This window comes from Aminobacter sp. P4_D5 (genome assembly GCF_056401815.1).
This window is the reverse complement of the sequence record NZ_JBFUIP010000112.1, coordinates 1-18,487: the sequence shown is the minus strand read 5'-3', so window position 1 is coordinate 18,487 and position 18,487 is coordinate 1. Positions and strand designations below refer to the sequence as shown.

Here is an 18,487-nt window from a genome sequence, read left to right as displayed (position 1 = left end):
CCGTTGCCCACTCTGAAATGCTGGCGGAAACGGGCATTATTTCGTCTGAGGATCAACAGAAAATCGCTCACGGGCTGAACACGATCCTGCGAGAAATCGAAGATGGCAAGTTTGCCTTCTCGACCCGGCTCGAAGACATCCACATGAACATCGAGTCGCGCCTGGCCGAACTGATCGGCCCGGCAGCGGGACGCCTTCACACGGCACGCTCGCGCAACGACCAGGTGGCGGTCGACTTCCGGCTCTGGGTCAAGGACGAATTCCACCGCGTCGCCGAAGCGCTGAAGGGGCTGATCGCTGCCTTCCTGGAACGCGCCGAGCAGCATGCGGCAACCGTCATGCCCGGCTTCACCCATCTGCAAACGGCGCAGCCGGTGACCTTTGGCCATCACTGCATGGCTTATGTCGAGATGTTTGCCCGCGACCTTTCCCGCGTCCGCGACGCCATCGAGCGCATGGACGAGAGCCCGCTGGGTGCGGCCGCCCTCGCCGGCACCGGCTTCCCCATCGACAGGCACAAGACAGCAACAGCACTCGGCTTCCGCGAGCCGACCCGCAACTCGCTCGACTCCGTGTCGGACCGCGACTACGCGCTCGAATTCCTGTCGATCGCCGCCATCTGCGCCACGCATTTGTCGCGGCTGGCCGAAGAGATCGTCATCTGGTCGACGCCGCAATTCGGCTTCGTGCGCCTGTCGGACGGCTATTCGACCGGCTCGTCGATCATGCCGCAGAAGAAGAACCCCGACGCCGCCGAGCTGGTGCGCGCCAAGACCGGCCGCGTCAACGGCCATCTGATCGGCCTGTTGACCGTCATGAAAGGCCTGCCGCTGACCTATTCCAAGGACATGCAGGAAGACAAGGAAGCGGTGTTCGACGCCGCCGAAACGCTCGACCTGATGCTGGCGGCGATGTCGGGCATGGTCACCGACATGACGATCAATGACCAGGCGATGAAGAAGGCCGCCGGTTCGGGTTATTCGACCGCGACCGACCTCGCCGACTGGCTGGTCCGCACCCTCGGACTGCCCTTCCGCGAGGCGCACCATGTCACCGGCCGCGCCGTGGCCTTGGCCGAACAGAAGAAGCTCGGACTGGAAAAGCTCGCTCTTGAAGACCTGCAATCGATCCATCCCGGCATCACCGCCGACATCTTTTCGGTTCTGTCGGTGCAGAACTCGGTGAAGAGCCGCACATCCTTTGGCGGCACGGCTCCCGCCGAGGTGAAGAAACAGATCCGCTATTGGAAAAAACGTCTCGCGAAAGCTTGATCAAGCCGGGGTGCAATGACCAAAAATCTCCGCTACAAGCGGCGGGGAAAATTTCTCGGACGGATGGATCGATGACCGCTGGCAAGATTGTGATGACGCTCGGGCTAATCGCTGCGGTCGGCCTGGTTTCGGCCTGTGGGCGCAAGGCCGGTCTCGACACGCCTTATGRGGCCGCCGTGCAGGCCCAGAAGGATGCGCAAAAAGCCGGCCAGCCTGTCGGCCCCGCGCCGCAGAAACCGGTCGTGGACAAGCCTTTCATCCTCGACCCGCTGCTCTGAGCGGCCCGCTAATCTTCGAAAGCCTGTTGCCGTGAACCATTTCGACTATCGTGACGGCGTCCTGCACGCCGAAGATGTGGCGCTGACCGACATTGCGCAAGCGGTAGGCACACCGTTCTACTGCTATTCGACAGCGACCCTGACGCGCCATTTCAACGTCTTTTCCAAGGCCTTCGCCGATCTCGACGCGCTGGTCTGCTACGCCATGAAGGCGAATTCCAACCAGGCGGTGCTGAAGACGTTGGCCAGGCTTGGCGCCGGTGCTGACGTGGTGTCGGAAGGCGAGATGCGGCGTGCGCTTGCCGCCGGCATTCCGGCCAAGAAGATCCTGTTTTCAGGCGTCGGCAAGACGGCGCGCGAAATGGATTTCGCGTTGCAGGCCGGCATCCTGTGCTTCAATGTCGAATCCGAACCCGAGCTTGAGCTGCTTTCGGCCCGGGCTGTCGCCAACGGCAAGACGGCCCCGGTGTCGCTGCGCATCAATCCCGATGTCGACGCCAAGACACACAAGAAGATCTCGACCGGTCTCGCTGAAAACAAGTTCGGCATTCCCCGCCAGCGCGCGCGCGAAGTCTATGCCCGCGCAGCCGCCCTGCCCGGCCTCAAGGTTGCCGGCATCGACATGCATATCGGCAGCCAGATCACCGAATTGCAGCCGTTCGACGACGCCTTTGCGCTGTTGGTAGAGCTGGTCGCTACGCTCAAGGCCGATGGCCACGCCATCGAACATGTCGATCTCGGCGGCGGCCTCGGCATACCCTACAAGACCGACAATTCGCCACCGCCTTTGCCTGACGCCTATGCCGCGATCGTGCACAAGCACGTCGGCAAGCTCGGCCTCAAGGTGATGTTCGAGCCGGGCCGGCTGATCGTCGGCAATGCCGGCGTGCTGGTATCCGAAGTGATCTTCGTCAAGGAAGGCGACGCCAAGAACTTCCTGATCGTCGATGCGGCGATGAACGACCTGATCCGCCCGACGCTCTACGATGCCTTCCACGACATCCGCCCGGTGGTGCAGCCGCCCGCCAATGCGCCGCGCATGATGGTCGATATCGTCGGTCCGGTCTGCGAGACCGGCGATTATCTCGGCCTCGACCGCGACCTGCCCAAGCTCAAGTCGGGCGACCTGATCGCCGTCAGCACTGCCGGTGCCTATGGCGCGGTGCAGGCTGGCACCTACAACACCCGTTTGCTGGTGCCTGAAGTGCTTGTCGACGGCGACCGCTTCCATGTCGTGCGCAAGCGCCAGACCTATGAGGAACTGATCGGGCTCGACTCCGTGCCGGACTGGCTGGCCTGACAACACGCAGATCCGGCGTTCCTTGCGCATCCACCAGGATGTACAGCACTGTTACTGCGCTTCACGATTGCGTTGGCCGCCTCGCCTTCGCCGTGATTGATGGTATTCTGCCATAGGCAAGTGGGCCGCATCCCGCGCCACCCAAGCGGAAGGGCCGATGACGGAACGGACCAGATCAGAGCTGCATCGCGACATCAACGCCTCCCTGGGCAGGACACGTCTTGCCATCGGCGCGGCCATGATCGTCGAGCGCGGCTGGCCGCTGGTGCTGCCGCTGATCGTTGTCGCAAGCCTGTTTGTCTCCTTGTCATGGCTCGGCCTGTTCCGACTGATGCCCGACATGGCGCGGCTGGCGCTGACTGTTGCCTTCGCGTTCGCCGGGCTGGCGTCGCTTTATCCGCTTCGCTTCTTTAGCCTGCCGTCATGGACCGAGATCGACAGCCGCGTCGAACGCGCCAACGACCTGCTCCACACGCCGGTACAGGTCCAGAGCGACCGGCCCTCGGGCAAGCCTGACCATTTTGCCGACGCGCTGTGGCGCGAACACCAAAAGCGCATGGCCGAGCGGCTCAGCACGCTCGGCGGCGACCTGCCCAAGACCCGCGTGCCTGAACGCGACCCCTGGGCACTGCGAGCGGCAGCGGCACTGCTGTTTGTCTGCGCCTTTGCCTTTTCATTTGGCCCGATGGGGGGCCGTCTCGGCGACGCGTTCAGGGTGCATGCGGCACGTGACGCCGTTGCCCCGCGCATCGACGCCTGGGTGACGCCACCGGCATATACCGGCAAGGCGCCGATCTTCCTCACCACCGGTGCCAGCGATGAGATGCCGGTCATCAACGTGCCCCAGGGCAGCGAGTTGTCACTACGCGTGACCGGCGGCTCCGGCGATGAAACACTTGCATTCACCGATGCAAGTGGAGCCTTGCGCGACATCGCCCCGATGGGCCAGAACGCCGATCCAGCCAAGCCCGTTGCCACCGGCCCGGTCGCCACCGTCAGCCAGTTTACCGACAAGCTGGTGGCCGAAGGCAAGGTGACACTCAAATCTGGCGGCGACGAGCTCGACAGCTGGGGCTTTACCGTCATTCCAGACAACCCGCCGACGATCAGCTTCGCCGGCGAGCCCAAGCGCGCCGTCAACGGCACGCTGGAACTGACCTACAACATCGAAGACGACTATGGCGCGGCATCGGCCAAGGCCCAGTTCGCCCTTGATGAAGCACAGTCGCCGACCGCCCGCCCGCTTTATGGCGCGCCCGAAATGCCGCTGGCCCTGCCCCGTCGCGGCGCGGCCAAGAAGCCGGTCAAGGCGACGCGTGACCTGACCGAGCATGTCTGGGCCGGTGCGCCGGTGAAGCTCACGCTGCAGGCAGTCGACGATGCCGGCCAGGAAGCCGAAAGCGAGACCAAGACGTTCATCCTGCCTGAAAAGCCCTTCACCAACCCGCTTGCGCGGGCGGTGATCGAACAGCGTCGGCTGCTGGCGCTCGATGCCAACGCCAAGCCGCGCGTGCTCGATCTGATGGACGCGATCACGTTGCGCCCGGAAGACACGATCGACAATCTTTCGCATTATCTCGCCCTGATGAGCGCCCGAACCCGGCTCAAGATGGCCGGATCCGACGACCAGCTGCGCGAGGTGGTCAGCTATCTCTGGCAGGTCGCGCTCGGCATCGAGGACGGCAATCTGTCGGCGGCGGAAAAGCGCCTGCGCCAGGCCCAGCAGGCCTTGCAGGACGCGCTTGAGCGCGGCGCCAGCGACGAAGAGATCGACAAGCTGATGGCCGAATTGCGCTCGGCCATGGACTCCTTCCTGCGCGAATTCGCCCAACGCGCCCAGCAGAACCAGAAGTCGGCGCAATCGCAGCAAAGCCAGGAACTGCGCCAGAGCGACCTGCAGCGGATGCTCGACCAGATCGAGAACCTGGCCAAGTCGGGCAACCGCGACCAGGCCAAGGAGTTGCTGTCCCAGCTTCAGGACATGATGAACAATCTGCAGGCCGGCCGGCAGCAGAATGGCCAGCAGGGCCAGCAGAATTCCGAGATGCGCCAGCAGATGGACAAGCTTGGCGAACTCATGCGGCGCCAGCAGGAGACGATGAACGAGACCTTCCGCATGGATCAGATGCAGCGTGGGCAGCAGCCCGGCGACCAGCAGTCCGATCCGTTCGGCGACAATCGCGACCCCGGCCAGCAGGACCCCTCGGGGCAGCAGGGGCAAGACCAGCAAGGCCAGGGCCAGCAGGGCAAGCCGATGACCCCGCAGGAATTCGCTGACGCGCTAAAGCAACTGCAGGAGGGCCAGGGTCAGCTGGAAAAGGACCTCGAAGCGCTGATGAAGGGCCTTGAGGGGCTGGGCATCAAGCCAGGACAGGGTTTTGGCGAGGCCGGCCAATCGATGAAGCAGGCCGAGGGTGCGCTCGGCAAGGGTGAAGGCGACCGCGCTGTCGGCCATCAGGGCCGAGCACTGGAGGCGCTACGCCAGGGCGCCCAGGACATGATGCAGCAGTTGCAGGCCATGCAGGGCGACCAGGGCACCACCGGCGAAGGCGGCCGCCAAAGGAATGCTGGCCGCGATCCGCTTGGCCGGCCGAGCGCGACCTCCGGTCCTGACACCGGCGAATCAGTGAAGGTGCCCGACGAGATCGACGTGCAGCGCGCCCGCCAGATCCTCGAGGCGATCCGCAAGCGCCTCGGCAACGCGCTCAGCCCCGAGCTGGAGCGCAGCTATCTAGAGCGGCTGCTGGAGCTGAAGTAGCGGCAGCGGGCAGTGCCCCCATTCCTTGCCTTCACACCGCTCCGGCCATGCCGGCCTCACGCGCCAGTTCGAAGTCCTTCTGGCTGGAGCGCTGGAAGGCGGGCCTTGCGGAAAGCCTGTCGAAATACTCCAGAAATACCGGCTTTTCAGGCAGGACTTTCATCACGCGGATCCCGTAGTTGATACCGCCGCCGATCTGCGTGTCGGCCGCCGTAAAACGGTCGCCGGCGATGTAGGGCCGTGACGACAATGTGCGTTCGAGATTGGCGACCATTTCCGCAAACGACCCGTAGGAATAGCCGCCACCCATGAATTCGTGACCATGCGCCTTGGCGGCCAGGACCGGATCGAACACCCCATCGGCATAAGCGAGCCAGGTGAGATACGGTCCTCGCATCTTGTCGCCGATGGCAGGCGCGAGGCCGGCCTCCGGGAAGGCATCGCTGAGATAGTTGCAGATGGCAGCGCGCTCGGTGACCACCACGCCGTCATGGATGATCGCCGGCACTTTCTTGTTGGGCTGGATCGAACGATAGTCCTCCGGCACACCGCCCGGCGCGCGAATGTTCACCTTCTCGATCTGGTAGGGCACGCCGAGTTCCTCCAGGAGCCACAGGATCGTCGACGAACGCGACCAGGGAGCGTGGTAGAAGGTGATCATCGTTTTTCTCTCCTCTTTTGACCTTTCGTTCCTAGCACGGCCTTCCTGACAGCCCTTTGTCAGGAGCAATGGCAAGATATTCGATTGGGCCAGCGATCAGTGGCGCTGATGGAAAACATCGCCGATCGCATCGGCCATGATGTCGACGGCTTGGCTTTTGGCGCGGAATTGGAACACCGCGCCTGTTGTACAGATCTGGCCAACACCGGACGCCTCGATCATCCGCGGCAATTGTAAGACTGTCATGATTTCAATTCGCTTGCATCGTTTCAAAAGCCGATGAATAGTCTGGTTACCCATTGGAAGGTGGCCGTCAGATGCGGCTACGGACTGGTAAGTACCGTCCTCACTTTCACCCGCCGCGACTTTCACGGCGGGTATTTTTTTGGCTGGCCCAACAGGAGGCTGCGACAAGCGCTCTCGCCCCTGCCCGCCACAAGATAGAACAAACAAGACGACCTCATACGATAGGCCACGCCGACCTCATGCAGAATAGAACGCTTCTCGGCATCCTGTGCCTCTGCCTGGGCGTGCTGGTGTTTTCGATCCAGGACGCGCTGATCAAGGCTGTTGCCGGCACCTATCCAGTGAGCGAAGCGCTGCTGATTCGCGCCGTGGTGGCACTGCCCATCCTGCTTTTGATGGTGCATCGCGATGTCGGCCTGGCGGCACTCGCCTCGCCCAACTGGCGTTTCCTCGCCACGCGCTCATCGATCCTGTTCATTTCCTACTGCGCCTATTATTTGGCGATACCAGCACTGCCGATCGCCGACGCGGCAGCACTATTTTTCCTCGCACCTTTGCTGATCATGACAATGGCCGGCCCCTATCTCGGCGAACGGGTGCCGTGGCAGAGCCTTGCCGCGGGTGCTGTCGGCCTGCTCGGCGTCATCGTCATGGTCAATCCGGGCTCGGGCGTTTTCGAATGGGCGGCACTGCTGTCGCTGATCTCGGCGTTTCTCTACGGATTTTCGCAATTAATGGCGCGCAAGATCGGCGTCACCGAAAGCGCTACCACCATGGCCTTCTACCAGAACGCCGCCTATCTCATCGGCGCGCTGGTGATCACCGCGATCTTCTCGGCCACCGGCTTCCACAAGACCGGCCACCCAAGTCTCGATTTCCTGATGCGACCATGGCTCTGGCCGAGCCTGCGCGACTTCCTGATGATGGGCGCCTGCGGGGTGATTGCCGCGATAGGCATGGTGCTGCTCGGACAGGCCTACAGGCTCACGCCAGCCAACAAGGCGGCGACGTTCGAATATACAGGCCTGTTGTGGGCACCGCTGTGGGGCTTCTTGTTCTTCGCCGAGATTCCCGGCAGCGGCACGGTGATCGGGGCGCTTTTGATCGTCGGCGCCGGCATCTTCGCACTGAACGCCGGCGGACGTGCGCCTCAGGCAGCGCCGGCGAGCGCTACCGACTGATTCGTCCGCGCAAGTGCCAGCGAAACGCGGTCGCGAATATCAGCAAGCGTAAAGGGCTTTTGCACGACATCGATGATGATGGCGTCGAGTTCATCGGCGCGCTCGCGCTGGTCGGCATAGCCGGTCATCAAAAGGATCGGCAGGCCGGGATAAGAACGGGCAGCCAGCTGCGCCATCTCGATGCCGTCCATCTCCGGCATACGGATGTCGGAGACCACAAGATCGTAGATGCCGAGTTCGGCATGGATGCAATCGAGCCCCTGCGCGCCGTCGCAGGCGACATCGACATTGTGGCCAGCGCGTTCGAGCGCGCGGGCTGCGAGAGTGCGGACGGACTCGTCGTCCTCAACGATCAGAAGTTTTGCCATGACGGCGATATTTGCCGCGACTGGTTGACGATTTCTGAAGGCCGGGAAAGTTTATGCCTGTCGCTGGGTCAGTCTTCGCCTTTGACCACGCCGACAAAAGGCAGCTCGCGGAAGGCGTGCGCCACGTCCATGCCGTAGCCGACGACGAAATAGTCCGGGCAATCAAAACCGACATAGTCGGCATCAAGATCGGTCTTGCGGCGCATGCGCTTGTCGAGCAGCACAGCGATCGAGCAGCTCTTGGCGCCGCGCGACATCATCAGCTCGCGGGTGAATTTCAGCGTCTTGCCCGATTCGAGAATGTCGTCGATCAACAGCACGTCGCGGCCGGCGACCTCGTTGTCGATATCGCGCAGCACGCGGACTTCGCCGCTGGTCGTGCCGGCGCCGTAGCTGGAGATGAAAATGAACTCCACTTCCGGTGACAGGCCGACATCGTGCATCGCGCGGATCAGGTCGGCGGCGAAGATGAACGAGCCCTTGAGCACAGAGATGACCAGAAGGTCGGTGTAGTCGTGCGCCGCGATGTCCTTGGCGAGTTCGAGATTGCGCCGTGCGATCGCCGAGGCGGAGAACAGCACTTCGATTTCCTTGTCGCGCACAACTGGCATGACAGCATCCTATTCCGAGAAAGCGACCGTGACGGTCTTTATCCCGTTCATAGGCACGTCGAGCCGGCTCGAAAAGGCCCATCTTGCGCCGGGAGCCACAGCAATGGCCCCTGTCCCCAGCCTGTAACGCAGGATCTTGCCGTCATTTCCGGCCACTGCGATGTCGATCGGAGGCAAGGATGCAGGGCTTTTGCCGTCGTTGATCGCTACGCCATCGACAAGCAGCACCGGCCTGCGGCCAGAGTTGTCGATGCGAGAATCGACCTCGCCGATGCGCAGTGACGGCGATTGCCAGGCAATCGGAAACGCTGCCGCACGCACGACGGCATGCCCTCCCGAGACCCAGAATGCCATTGCCGCCAAGGAGATACCGGCGATCCAGAAGACCGGCCCGCTCTGCCTAGGGCTCGCATCAGGAGGCATGTGAGCGGACCGCAGCATCTCCATCCCGCCCACACGCGCCGCCTGGTTGGCAAAAACGGGCTGGTCGGCAGATGATTCGTTGCGGGGATGCGACGGTGTCACGACCTCGAAATCGGCATCGACAATGTCGGCTGGATCGACGCGCGACGGCTGGGCGAATGTGTCGCGGCCTTCCGCGGTCATGATTTCGCCGGAAACCGGGCGTGCTTTCCGCTCCTCAGCCATCAGACCCCTTCGACATTTTGCTGAGAGGGGGTAAACGGAAATGGTTAATGCTTTGCCACCGAGGGGCCTTCGAGCCCCAGCCCGGACGGAAACTTAACCGTCCGTTAACCATGCGGACCCATGGTCGTTTCGTAGAAACGGGCAGCCAGGGTCCCGATGAATCTCCGTGGATTCGCAAGTTCAAGGTCTGCAGCACGTGATCCGCTTCGAGAATGTCGGCCTCAGATACGGAATGGGACCGGAGATCCTGCGTGATATCTCCTTCCACATTCCCGAGCGTTCGTTCCAGTTCCTGAGCGGACCTTCCGGCGCGGGCAAGACCACCTTGCTGCGTCTGCTGTTCCTGTCGCTCAAGCCGACGCGTGGGCTGATCAGCGTTTTTGGCAAGGACCGCTCGCGCATTACCCGCGCCGAGCTGCCTTTGATGCGACGCCGCATCGGCGTGGTGTTCCAGGATTTCCGCCTGCTCGACCACATGACCACCTACGAGAACGTGTCGCTGCCGCTGCGCGTGCGTGGCCGCGAGGAAGCGAGCTACCGCACCGACGTCACCGAACTGCTGAAATGGGTTGGCCTGGGCGAGCGCATGCACGTACTGCCGCCTGTCTTGTCAGGCGGCGAAAAGCAGCGCGCCGCGATCGCCCGCGCGCTGATCGAACAACCCGAGATCCTTTTGGCCGACGAGCCGACCGGCAACGTCGATCCGCCGCTGGCGCGACGCCTGCTGCGCCTGTTCATCGAGCTCAACCGGCTCGGCACCGCCGTGGTCATCGCCACCCACGACCTCGGGCTGATGGACCAGGTCGACGCCCGGCGCATGATTCTCGCCGGAGGAAGGCTCGATATCTATGATTGAGGCTCCCGCCGACGGCCGCGCTCACGACGAAGAGTTCGAAGACGAATTCGAAGATGCGCCGCTGCAGCAGTCACCACCCCGGGCGCAGCGCAAGGCAGCCCCCATCGTGCCGTCGCAAAACGTCGCCGGCCGCGCGCTGGTGCTTGTCATCGCCATCATGACCTTCCTGTCATGCCTGACCTTGGGCGCGGTCACGCTGGTGCGCGACACGGCTTCGGTGTGGGAAAACCAGATTTCGCGTGAGGCAACGATCCAGATCAAGCCCGCCGAGGGGCTCGACATGGAGGCGGCACTGGAGACAGCAGCTCGTATCGCTGGCGAATTCGCAGGTGTCAGCGCCACCAAGATCGTCGACCGCGCGGCCACCGCCCGCCTGCTCGAGCCCTGGCTCGGCTCGGGCCTCAACATCGACGAATTGCCGGTGCCGCGTCTGGTGATCGTGACCATCGACGAAAACAACCCGCCCGATTTTGCCGCGATGCGCCAGGCGATTACCCCCAAAGTGCCGACCGCAACGCTTGACGACCACCGCACCTGGGTCGACCGGCTGGTGGCGATGGCACGCACCACCGTGACCATCGGCACAGGCGTGTTGGTGCTGATGCTGGCCGCGACCGTTTTGTCGGTGGTGTTTGCGACGCGTGGCGCCATGGCCGGCAACGGCCACATCATCGAGGTGCTGCATTTCGTCGGCGCCGAGGCCGGCTTCATCGCCCGCGAGTTCCGCCGCCACTTCCTTTTGACCGGCATGAAGGGCGCGGCCGCCGGCGGCATTGCGGCGGTAATCGTCTTCATCATCTTTTCCTGGTGGTCGTCGCGCAACCTGGCGACGCCGGAAGCCGACCAGGCAACCGCTTTGTTCGGCAACTTCGCCATCGGTGCCAACGGCTATCTCGGCGTTGCCGTGATCGTCGCRGTGATCGGGGCTCTGACCGCCGCAACCTCGCATTTCACCGTTGTCAGCTACCTCGGCGACATCGACACACATCAACCGGACGGGTTGTAATCACGGATGATGTCTTATCGTCACCTAATGTGTATAATTAGGCTCTGCAAAAGCCGCATTCCCGGCTTAACCATGGTTTCGTGATGGGACAGAACGGGCTCGCCGCATCGGGGACGGTTTCAGGAACGAAATTCTACCCGGCCAGGCTCAAGCCGCGCCGGAGAATGGTTTTTTTGCGCCGCATACTGTTTATCCTCGTCGCAGCCGCCTTTATCTTCACGGGGGGCTTCGCCCTCTTTGCGACTCACGTCAGCGGCTTGACCACACCCACCGATCCCGCCAAGGCCGACGCCATCATCGTTCTGACCGGTGGGCAATCGCGGATCGACGCTGCCCTTGGCCTGCTCAAGGCCGGCAAGGGCCAGCGCCTGCTGATCAGCGGCGTCCACCCTTCGGCAACCCGACGCCAGTTGCAGCTCGCCAACCGTGGCGACAAGGCGCTGTTCAATTGCTGCGTCGACATCGACCGCGCCGCGCTCGACACCATCGGCAATGCCGAGGAAAGCGCCAAATGGGTCGAAGGCCATGACTATGAGCGCGTCATTTTGGTGACCAACAATTATCACATGCCGCGCAGCCTGCTGGAGATGGGGCGGCTGCTGCGCCATGCCAGTCTGGAGCCCTATCCGGTCGTCAACTCCAAGCTCGACGACGGGAGCTGGCTGACCAAGCCCGAAGCCCTGCGCGTGCTGTTCACCGAATACAACAAGTACCTTCTGGCGCTGGCCCGCGGCATCGTGCCGGTCAAGCCATCAGCGGACGGCGTGGTCGTGGTGCAGGCCGAGGCGTCCGAATAGGGACCACCCCCGTCCCAAAGATGCCAGCAGCTGCTAGGCGCCGTTTTCCTTTTCGGACGGCTTGGTGTAACCAACGGCAAAATCCGTCCTCAGGCGCTCCTCACAATGCTCTATATCCGCTCGCTGGCATTCAACTTCGTCTTTTATGTCAGCCTGGTCGCCCAGATGATTCTGTGGACGCCCTATTACTTCCTGTCGCCGCGCCATCGCGCCTGGTTCGTGCCGAAATTCTGGGCCCGCACCAGCCTGTGGCTGCAGGAAAAGATCGCCGGCACGAAGAGTGAAGTAACCGGCATGGAGAACCTGCCCGAGGGCTCGTTCATCCTGGCGCCCAAGCACCAGTCGTTCTGGGATGCCATCGCCTTCTTTCCCTATCTGCGCGACCCGCTCTACATCCTCAAGCGCGAATTGATGTGGATCCCGTTCTTCGGCTGGTACATCGCCAAGATGAAGATGATCCCGGTCAATCGCGGCAAACGCTCGGTGGCACTGAAGGCTGTCGTCGTTGCGACCCGCAAGGAAATGCAGAACGACCGCCAGTTGATCATCTATCCCGAAGGCACCCGCCGCGCGCCAGGAGCCGAGCCGGCCTACAAATGGGGTATCGCCGAGCTCTATTCGGCACTCGACCTGCCGGTTGTTCCGGTCGCCCATGTCGCCGGCCTGTACTGGCCGCGCCGCAAGTTCCTGCGCTTCCCCGGCACGATCAAGGCACGCTTCCTGCCGCCTATCCCGGCTGGCCTGGACAAGGACGAGTTCATGAGGCGTCTGATCGCCGAGACAGAGGCCGCCTGTGATGCGTTCCTGATCGAGGCTGCAACGTCGGAAAATCCCCCGCCGATGCCGCCGGCGGCAGCAAAGCGGCTGGGAGAACTGGGCGTAAAGGCCGGCTAACAGTTAGCCTGCCACCATCCGCCGCTCGTGTTCGAGCAGCCAGCGCTTGCGCCAGAGGCCACCGCCATAGCCAGTCAGGTCGCCGCTGACACCGACAACCCTATGGCAGGGAATGACGATGGCGATCGGGTTGGCGCCATTGGCGCGGCCGACCGCGCGCACCGCAGGCGGATTGCCGATATCTGCCGCGAGACCTGAATAGGTCGCCGTTGTGCCAACAGGGATCTGCCGCAGCCCATCCCATACCTGGCGCTCGAAGGCCGAGCCCTGTGGCGCAAGCCGGGTCGCGAAGCTCGAGGATTTTCCCGCGAAATAGGCGACGAGTTCGGCCGAGATCTGGTCGATGGGCGCTGCCCGGCCAAAGACGATGGCCGAACCCGTGGCGGCCTGCAGCTTGGCCACTTCGGCAGGCAACGCCTTGCGTTCCAGAAATTCGAGGATGTGCAGCGCATGCGCATCGGCAATCGCAATCATCGGGCCGATCGGCGTTTCGACCCAGTCCGCCTTAAGCATGGTCTTGCCGCGCAGCTTGGCCGGTGCTTCGCCGAGCATCCGGGTGATAGCGGCGCGAAAACCGCTGCCTGAATCGAAGCCGGCGTCGATCTGCGTGTCGATGACKCTATCGCCGGAGGTCAGTCGTTCGGCAGCATGGCCGAGGCGCCGCAGCCGCGCCATTTCGAGGAAGCTCATGCCGAATCGGCGCTTGAAAGCGCGCCGCACCGTCGAGGCATCGAAGCCCATGGCGATGACGTCGGTTTCCAGCCATCGCCGCTCCGGCTCGCGCTCAAGCGCATCGATGAGTGTTGCGACAAGCGGTTCGGGTTCTCCGGTACCCATCATCGGCCGGCAGCGCTGACAAGGGCGAAAGCCGCCATGCAGGCATTCGGCTGTGGTGTCGAAGAACTGCACGTTCTCGCGCTTGGGCTTTCGTGCGGCGCAGGTAAGCCGGCAGAAGATGCCTGTCGTTTTCACGCCGACATAGGCAAAGCCGTCGTAACCCGCGTCGCGCGCGAGAAGGGCGTCGTAGAGCACATCGTCGGATGGACGTTGGAAAAGCATGGCGAATCCTTAGCGCGAGTCCGCCCTCGTCGCCGCCGAAAATCGTGCATGTATTTTTTGCTGCTGACAGCGCGCCGTCATTTGCCAACCAGCCGCGCCACCTCTTCCAGCCAGTGGTCGCGAATGCCGAGCGCACGCAGATGCTCTACTGTGCTTGCGACATAGTCCTCGTTGCGGCCGGACTGGCCGACCGCGCCAATGACGATCCCGGCGGCGTGCGCCGCGTCGAGCTTGCCGGCATATTGGCGGTGGTTGCGGTCGGCGATGTAACAGACCGCCTCAACCTTCTCGCCCTGATCGAGTTGGATCGCCAGCGAGCGCTCGAGATAGACGCTGGTGACAAGTTCGCGCTCGCGCAGATAGGCGAGCACCTCGTCGCGCAGGTCGCCAGGCACGCGGAAGGCGAGCCCGACGCAGGAGCCGCCACGGTCGAGGCCGAGCACCAGGCCCGGCCGTTGCTCGGTGCCGCGATGCACAAAGGAGCGGATGCACAGCGAGCGGCGAAAGCCCATCAGCCGGGCGCGGCGCGTCTCGACATGCGCAAAACCTGGCCGCCACATCAGCGAGCCATAGCCAAAAACCCAAAAATCGCCCATATCGCCAAGCCTGTTGGTGTTTCGCGGGTTTCCCGCTTACAGCGCCGCGCGTCCTCGGACGCGCAAAGGACGCTGTAACACTTTGAATCTGTGCATGATCCTTTCCGAAAGTCAGTCCGATTTTCGGGGTCATGCACTAGCGAGAGCCCGAGCATGACGTCAAGCCAAGAACCAAAACCGAACTACAGCCGCCGCTTCCTGTGGCTCGGACTTTTCATCGTGCTTTTGTTCGGCGGCTACAGCGCCGGCTGGTTCTGGTTTGCCGGAAAGGCCGAAAACGAGGTCCGCGAGGCGATCGCAGGCTTGAGCCGCGACGGCGTGTCAATCGAATGCGCGAGCCCTACGATCAGGGGCTTTCCGTTCCGCATCGGACTGTTCTGCGACAGGCTGGACTATGAGGATTCCGCCCGCAGGATTTCCGCCAGCGCCGGCAGCCTGCGCACCGCAGCCCAGATCTACCAGCCGATGCGCACAGTGATCGAGCTAGACGGGCCGCTGCGCGTCACCGCGCCTGACCTGCCCCAGCTTCAGTTCAACTGGGATCTCCTGCACGCCAGCGCCCGCCTCGCCAATCCCTTGCCGGAGCGGATTTCGGTGGAAACGCGCAAGCTGACCGGCCAAGCCGCCTTCAGCGACGGCCCACCGACACCGCTGTTCACCGCCGAGGAAACCCAGACGCACCTGCGTCCGAACGGCACCAACCTCGACCTTGCAGGAACCTTCACCGGGCTCTTGGTCGACCCTCAGGCGATCGATGGCCGCATACTGCCCAAGCTCGACGGCAGCGCCGACACGACACTCAACAATGGCGTTGCCCTTGTGACGAGCGCGCAGCCTGTCTTGCGCGGTCAATCAGGCATGATCCGTTCGATGACGCTGACATCAGGCGGCAGTGCGGGTGTGGCACTCAGCGGGCCATGGTCGATCAATGCTGACGGGCTGGTCGACGCCGACCTGAAGGTGATCATCCAGAACCCGCGCGACCTGTCGCGCATCCTGTCGGATGTCATCCCCGAGCAGCGTCAGCAGATAGGATCGGTGTTTTCCGGGCTTGCCTTGCTTGGAGACGCGCCGGCCCTGCCGCTGCGCATCGTCAAGGGCCGAGCCACGCTCGGCTTCATTCCGCTAGGCATGATACCGGCAGTGCAATGAGAGTGGGGCAGTAGGGCATTGGGGGAATAAGGCAGTAAGAACTTGTGCCGCGAGGCAGCGGGCGGAAGGGTTATACCTGCCCTACTGCCCTACTGCCCTAGTTCTTCACCGGATGCTCGATCGCCTCGCGGCCAAAGTTCGGCACATCGACTTCCTGGCCAGCCTCGATGATCGAGCGGCGGATGGCGCGGGTGCGGGTGAACATCTCGAACAGCTTGTCGCCGTCGCCCCAGCGGATCGCCCGCTGCAGCGAGGCGAGATCTTCGGAGAAGCGCGCCAGCATTTCGAGGATCGCGTCCTTGTTATGCAGGCACACATCGCGCCACATCGTCGGATCGGAAGCAGCCAATCGCGTGAAATCGCGGAAGCCGGAGGCTGAATATTTGATCACTTCCGACTTGGTCACCGCTTCGAGATCGTCGGCGGTGCCAACGATATTGTAGGCGATGATATGCGGCAGGTGCGAGACGATCGCGAGCGTCATGTCGTGATGCTCGGGGTCCATCGTGTCGATGTTGGAGCCGCAGCGGCGCCAGAATTCCGACAGCTTTTCCAGTGCCACCGGATCGGTGTCCGGCAGCGGCGTGAAGATGCACCAGCGGTTTTCGAACAGGTCGGCGAAACCGGCGTCGGGGCCCGACTTTTCAGTACCGGCAAGCGGGTGGCCGGGGATGAAATGGACACCTTCCGGAATGTAGGGCTGCATCTGCGCGATGACCGAGGCCTTGGTCGAGCCGACATCGGTGAGGATGGCGCCCGGCTTGAGCGCGGGAGCGATGTCGCTGGCAACCGCGCCGGACGAGCCAACCGGCACCGAAACGATGATGAGGTCGGCGTCCTTGACCGCAACCTTGGCATCGGTCGAATAGCTGTCGCCGAGGCCGAGTTCTTCGGCACGCGCAAGCGTTTGCGCGCTGCGCGTGGAAATGGCGATGTGGCGGGCCAGGCCCTCGCGCCGGATGACCCGGGCAAGCGAGGAGCCGATCAGGCCGATGCCGATGAGGGCGATCTTTTCAAAAAGGGGATCGGACATGGTTCAACTTTTCAGAAATTCGGTGAGTGCGGCGATCACGCCGCGATTGGCCTCTTCGGTGCCGATGGTCATGCGCAGCGCATTGGGGAAGCCGTAGCCGGCGACCCTGCGCAGGATATAGCCACGCGCGCTGAGATACTCGTCGGCCAAATCGGCGCCGTGCCTGGCATCGTCGGGGAAGTGGACGAGCAGGAAGTTGCCGACGCTCGGCGTGACGCGAAGGCCAAGCTTTTCGAATTCGGCGACCAGCCATTCCGCCCACTGGGCGTTGTGCGCCACGGTGCGCTCGACGTGGCTACGGTCTTCCATGGCCGCGACGCCGGCCTCGATTGCCGCCGCATTGACGTTGAACGGCCCGCGCATGCGCTCCAGCACGTCGATGACGTGTGACGGCGCATAGATCCAGCCGATGCGCATGCCACCCAGACCGTGGATCTTGGAGAAAGTGCGGGTCATGACGACGTTCTCGTTGCCCGCGACCAGTTCGACGCCGGACTCGTAGTCGTTGCGGCGGACATATTCGGCATAGGCCCCGTCGAGCACCAGCAGCACATTCCTGGGCAGGGCCGCGTGCAGGCGGCGCACTTCCTCGAACGGCAGGTAAGTGCCGGTAGGATTGTTCGGATTGGCCAGGAAAACGATCTTGGTCTTGGGCGTTACCGCAGCGATGATCTTGTCGACGTCAGCCTTCTCGCCAGTCTCCTTGGCAACGACCGGGGTCGCGCCAGCGGCCTGCGTGTAGATCTTGTAGACCATGAAGCCGTGCTCTGTGTACACGGCCTCGTCGCCCGGCGAGAGATAGCTCTGCGCAAGCAGGCCGATCAGCTCGTCCGAGCCGTTGGAACACAGGATGTTGGCCGGATTGAGCCCATGGGTCGCCGCGATCGCCTGCCTCAGGCGTGACGACGACCCGTCGGGATAATACGCCATCTTGTGCGCCAACTTCTGGACGGCCTCGGTCGCATGGGGCGACGCACCAAGCGGATTTTCGTTCGACGAGAGCTTATGGACCTTGGTGACACCTGCGCCCGCAGTGCTCTTGCCGGGCACATAGGCTGCGATTTCCATGATGCCCGCGCGGGGTTCGGGGCGAATCTGTTCAGGTGCCTTGCTCATGTCGAAAATCCTGGATTGGCGCCTCCGGGCGGAGGTCGCAGCGGGAATACCGCCCGAGGCACATAATGTCGAGGAAAACCGGCTATTGCGGCGGCTCTGGCGCCCCATTTGGGTCGCAGTTGACGCAATCGGCGACCGGGCGTAATAGCAATCATGGATCCGTGGTGATTTGGCCGGTCGGCTTGCAGCCACGTTAAACAAGTCGCTAAAGGGCCGTTTGCGATCCGTAAACCGGCTTTGCGACAGCAATGCCGGTTTTTGTTTTTTTGGAGTTCGCACAGTGCCAATCAAGATCCCGGATCAGCTCCCTGCCCGAGAAGTGCTGGTGAAAGAGGGCGTCTCCGTCATGGACGAGCAGACAGCGCTCCGCCAGGACATCCGCCCGCTACAGATCGGCCTGCTTAACCTCATGCCCAACAAGGTGCGGACGGAGACGCAGATCGCCCGCCTGATCGGTGCAAGCCCGCTGCAGGTGGAGCTGACCCTGGTACGCATCGGCACCCACAAGGCCAAGAACACGTCCGAAGACCATCTCATCGCCTTCTACCAGACCTGGGAAGAGGTGAAGGACCGCAAGTTCGACGGCTTCATCATCACCGGTGCGCCGGTGGAGTTGCTGCCCTTCGAGGAAGTGACCTACTGGGACGAACTCAAGC

General features: G+C 63.0%; 20 protein-coding genes and 1 riboswitch. Of the genes, 11 read left to right on the top strand and 9 right to left on the bottom strand.

From position 1 onward, the window contains the following. The 4 genes from argH to AC1DWF_RS21270 form a co-directional block, all read left to right on the top strand. The coding region (gene argH, locus AC1DWF_RS21285; protein ID WP_476842030.1) for an argininosuccinate lyase at nucleotides 1-1,271 on the top strand (1,271 nt) is incomplete at its 5' end. A 71-nt stretch (nucleotides 1,272-1,342) separates the two neighbouring features. Further along, nucleotides 1,343-1,549 carry a hypothetical protein gene (locus AC1DWF_RS21280; protein WP_476842029.1) on the top strand — a complete coding sequence of 69 codons (207 nt, stop codon included), beginning with the start codon at nucleotides 1,343-1,345 and terminating at the stop codon, nucleotides 1,547-1,549. 31 nt (nucleotides 1,550-1,580) lie between these two features. Beyond that, on the top strand, nucleotides 1,581-2,849 hold the full coding sequence (lysA, locus tag AC1DWF_RS21275; RefSeq protein WP_476785225.1) for a diaminopimelate decarboxylase: 1,269 nt from the start codon (nucleotides 1,581-1,583) through the stop codon (nucleotides 2,847-2,849). Between the two features lie 157 nt (nucleotides 2,850-3,006). Beyond that, nucleotides 3,007-5,607, top strand: a complete 2,601-nt coding sequence (locus AC1DWF_RS21270; protein WP_476785224.1) for a TIGR02302 family protein — start codon at nucleotides 3,007-3,009, stop codon at nucleotides 5,605-5,607. A 31-nt stretch (nucleotides 5,608-5,638) separates the two neighbouring features. Here AC1DWF_RS21270 and AC1DWF_RS21265 read toward each other — a convergent pair whose 3' ends face one another. Next, nucleotides 5,639-6,268, bottom strand: a complete 630-nt coding sequence (locus tag AC1DWF_RS21265; RefSeq protein ID WP_476788387.1) for a glutathione S-transferase family protein — start codon at nucleotides 6,266-6,268, stop codon at nucleotides 5,639-5,641. Between the two features lie 96 nt (nucleotides 6,269-6,364). Then, nucleotides 6,365-6,682: a hypothetical protein gene (locus AC1DWF_RS21260; RefSeq protein WP_476782109.1), complete on the bottom strand. Its 318-nt coding sequence runs from the start codon at nucleotides 6,680-6,682 to the stop codon at nucleotides 6,365-6,367. Between the two features lie 71 nt (nucleotides 6,683-6,753). On the opposite strand from AC1DWF_RS21260, the gene AC1DWF_RS21255 reads away from it, so the two are divergent. Then, a complete protein-coding gene (locus AC1DWF_RS21255) occupies nucleotides 6,754-7,695 on the top strand; it encodes a DMT family transporter (RefSeq protein ID WP_476782108.1) in 942 nt (313 codons plus the stop codon). Here AC1DWF_RS21255 and AC1DWF_RS21250 read toward each other — a convergent pair. From AC1DWF_RS21250 to AC1DWF_RS21240, 3 genes are all read right to left on the bottom strand, one after another. Beyond that, on the bottom strand, nucleotides 7,665-8,063 hold the full coding sequence (locus AC1DWF_RS21250) for a response regulator (protein ID WP_476782107.1): 399 nt from the start codon (nucleotides 8,061-8,063) through the stop codon (nucleotides 7,665-7,667). The two genes, AC1DWF_RS21255 and AC1DWF_RS21250, sit on opposite strands and share 31 nt — an antisense overlap. Nucleotides 8,064-8,131: 68 nt before the next feature. Beyond that, on the bottom strand, nucleotides 8,132-8,674 hold the full coding sequence (gene hpt, locus AC1DWF_RS21245) for a hypoxanthine phosphoribosyltransferase (protein ID WP_476782106.1): 543 nt from the start codon (nucleotides 8,672-8,674) through the stop codon (nucleotides 8,132-8,134). Nucleotides 8,675-8,683: 9 nt separating this feature from the next. After that, on the bottom strand, nucleotides 8,684-9,280 hold the full coding sequence (locus tag AC1DWF_RS21240) for a hypothetical protein (RefSeq protein WP_476782105.1): 597 nt from the start codon (nucleotides 9,278-9,280) through the stop codon (nucleotides 8,684-8,686). A gap of 238 nt (nucleotides 9,281-9,518) precedes the next feature. On the opposite strand from AC1DWF_RS21240, the gene ftsE reads away from it, so the two are divergent. The 4 genes from ftsE (at nucleotide 9,519) to AC1DWF_RS21220 (ending at nucleotide 12,875) form a co-directional block, all read left to right on the top strand. Then, complete coding sequence (gene ftsE, locus AC1DWF_RS21235; RefSeq protein WP_476782113.1) at nucleotides 9,519-10,178, top strand: cell division ATP-binding protein FtsE; 660 nt, start codon at nucleotides 9,519-9,521, stop codon at nucleotides 10,176-10,178. Then, on the top strand, nucleotides 10,171-11,184 hold the full coding sequence (locus AC1DWF_RS21230) for a cell division protein FtsX (RefSeq protein ID WP_476788389.1): 1,014 nt from the start codon (nucleotides 10,171-10,173) through the stop codon (nucleotides 11,182-11,184). Before ftsE ends, AC1DWF_RS21230 begins: the two co-directional genes overlap by 8 nt. Nucleotides 11,185-11,348: 164 nt before the next feature. Continuing rightward, nucleotides 11,349-11,981 carry a YdcF family protein gene (locus AC1DWF_RS21225; RefSeq protein WP_476788390.1) on the top strand — a complete coding sequence of 211 codons (633 nt, stop codon included), beginning with the start codon at nucleotides 11,349-11,351 and terminating at the stop codon, nucleotides 11,979-11,981. A 105-nt stretch (nucleotides 11,982-12,086) separates the two neighbouring features. Further along, complete coding sequence (locus AC1DWF_RS21220; RefSeq protein ID WP_476782102.1) at nucleotides 12,087-12,875, top strand: lysophospholipid acyltransferase family protein; 789 nt, start codon at nucleotides 12,087-12,089, stop codon at nucleotides 12,873-12,875. Nucleotides 12,876-12,878: 3 nt separating this feature from the next. On the opposite strand, the gene AC1DWF_RS21215 is transcribed toward AC1DWF_RS21220, so the two are convergent. Together AC1DWF_RS21215 and AC1DWF_RS21210 are read right to left on the bottom strand one after the other, a co-directional pair. After that, the gene (locus AC1DWF_RS21215; protein WP_476842028.1) at nucleotides 12,879-13,934 is read right to left on the bottom strand and encodes a bifunctional transcriptional activator/DNA repair enzyme AdaA; all 1,056 of its coding nucleotides are present in this window, start codon (nucleotides 13,932-13,934) and stop codon (nucleotides 12,879-12,881) included. A 77-nt stretch (nucleotides 13,935-14,011) separates the two neighbouring features. Then, nucleotides 14,012-14,530: a gamma-glutamylcyclotransferase gene (locus AC1DWF_RS21210; RefSeq protein WP_476788392.1), complete on the bottom strand. Its 519-nt coding sequence runs from the start codon at nucleotides 14,528-14,530 to the stop codon at nucleotides 14,012-14,014. Between the two features lie 153 nt (nucleotides 14,531-14,683). Here AC1DWF_RS21210 and AC1DWF_RS21205 point away from each other — a divergent pair, with 153 nt between their 5' ends. After that, nucleotides 14,684-15,682, top strand: a complete 999-nt coding sequence (locus AC1DWF_RS21205; protein WP_476788393.1) for a DUF2125 domain-containing protein — start codon at nucleotides 14,684-14,686, stop codon at nucleotides 15,680-15,682. Nucleotides 15,683-15,779: 97 nt separating this feature from the next. Here the strand turns inward: AC1DWF_RS21205 and AC1DWF_RS21200 are convergent, their stop codons facing one another. Both AC1DWF_RS21200 and hisC read right to left on the bottom strand, forming a co-directional pair. Then, nucleotides 15,780-16,715: a prephenate/arogenate dehydrogenase family protein gene (locus AC1DWF_RS21200; RefSeq protein ID WP_476782098.1), complete on the bottom strand. Its 936-nt coding sequence runs from the start codon at nucleotides 16,713-16,715 to the stop codon at nucleotides 15,780-15,782. Between the two features lie 3 nt (nucleotides 16,716-16,718). Next, the gene (gene hisC / locus AC1DWF_RS21195) at nucleotides 16,719-17,831 is read right to left on the bottom strand and encodes a histidinol-phosphate transaminase (RefSeq protein WP_476782097.1); all 1,113 of its coding nucleotides are present in this window, start codon (nucleotides 17,829-17,831) and stop codon (nucleotides 16,719-16,721) included. Between the two features lie 151 nt (nucleotides 17,832-17,982). Further along, nucleotides 17,983-18,060, top strand: a riboswitch (SAM riboswitch). A 51-nt stretch (nucleotides 18,061-18,111) separates the two neighbouring features. Between hisC and AC1DWF_RS21190 the strand changes: the two genes are divergently transcribed. After that, a partial coding sequence (locus AC1DWF_RS21190) for a homoserine O-acetyltransferase/O-succinyltransferase family protein (protein ID WP_476842027.1) occupies nucleotides 18,112-18,487 on the top strand: 376 nt, incomplete at its 3' end.

Coding starts and splice junctions, on each gene's coding strand:
- AC1DWF_RS21270 (WP_476785224.1), top strand. CDS start 3,007: ATGACGGAACGGACCAGATCAGAGCTGCATCGCGACATCAACGCCTCC.
- AC1DWF_RS21265 (WP_476788387.1), bottom strand. CDS start 6,268: ATGATCACCTTCTACCACGCTCCCTGGTCGCGTTCGTCGACGATCCTG.
- AC1DWF_RS21255 (WP_476782108.1), top strand. CDS start 6,754: ATGCAGAATAGAACGCTTCTCGGCATCCTGTGCCTCTGCCTGGGCGTG.
- AC1DWF_RS21250 (WP_476782107.1), bottom strand. CDS start 8,063: ATGGCAAAACTTCTGATCGTTGAGGACGACGAGTCCGTCCGCACTCTC.
- hpt (WP_476782106.1), bottom strand. CDS start 8,674: ATGCCAGTTGTGCGCGACAAGGAAATCGAAGTGCTGTTCTCCGCCTCG.
- AC1DWF_RS21240 (WP_476782105.1), bottom strand. CDS start 9,280: ATGACCGCGGAAGGCCGCGACACATTCGCCCAGCCGTCGCGCGTCGAT.
- AC1DWF_RS21225 (WP_476788390.1), top strand. CDS start 11,349: ATGGTTTTTTTGCGCCGCATACTGTTTATCCTCGTCGCAGCCGCCTTT.
- AC1DWF_RS21220 (WP_476782102.1), top strand. CDS start 12,087: ATGCTCTATATCCGCTCGCTGGCATTCAACTTCGTCTTTTATGTCAGC.
- AC1DWF_RS21210 (WP_476788392.1), bottom strand. CDS start 14,530: ATGGGCGATTTTTGGGTTTTTGGCTATGGCTCGCTGATGTGGCGGCCA.
- AC1DWF_RS21205 (WP_476788393.1), top strand. CDS start 14,684: ATGACGTCAAGCCAAGAACCAAAACCGAACTACAGCCGCCGCTTCCTG.
- AC1DWF_RS21200 (WP_476782098.1), bottom strand. CDS start 16,715: ATGTCCGATCCCCTTTTTGAAAAGATCGCCCTCATCGGCATCGGCCTG.
- hisC (WP_476782097.1), bottom strand. CDS start 17,831: ATGAGCAAGGCACCTGAACAGATTCGCCCCGAACCCCGCGCGGGCATC.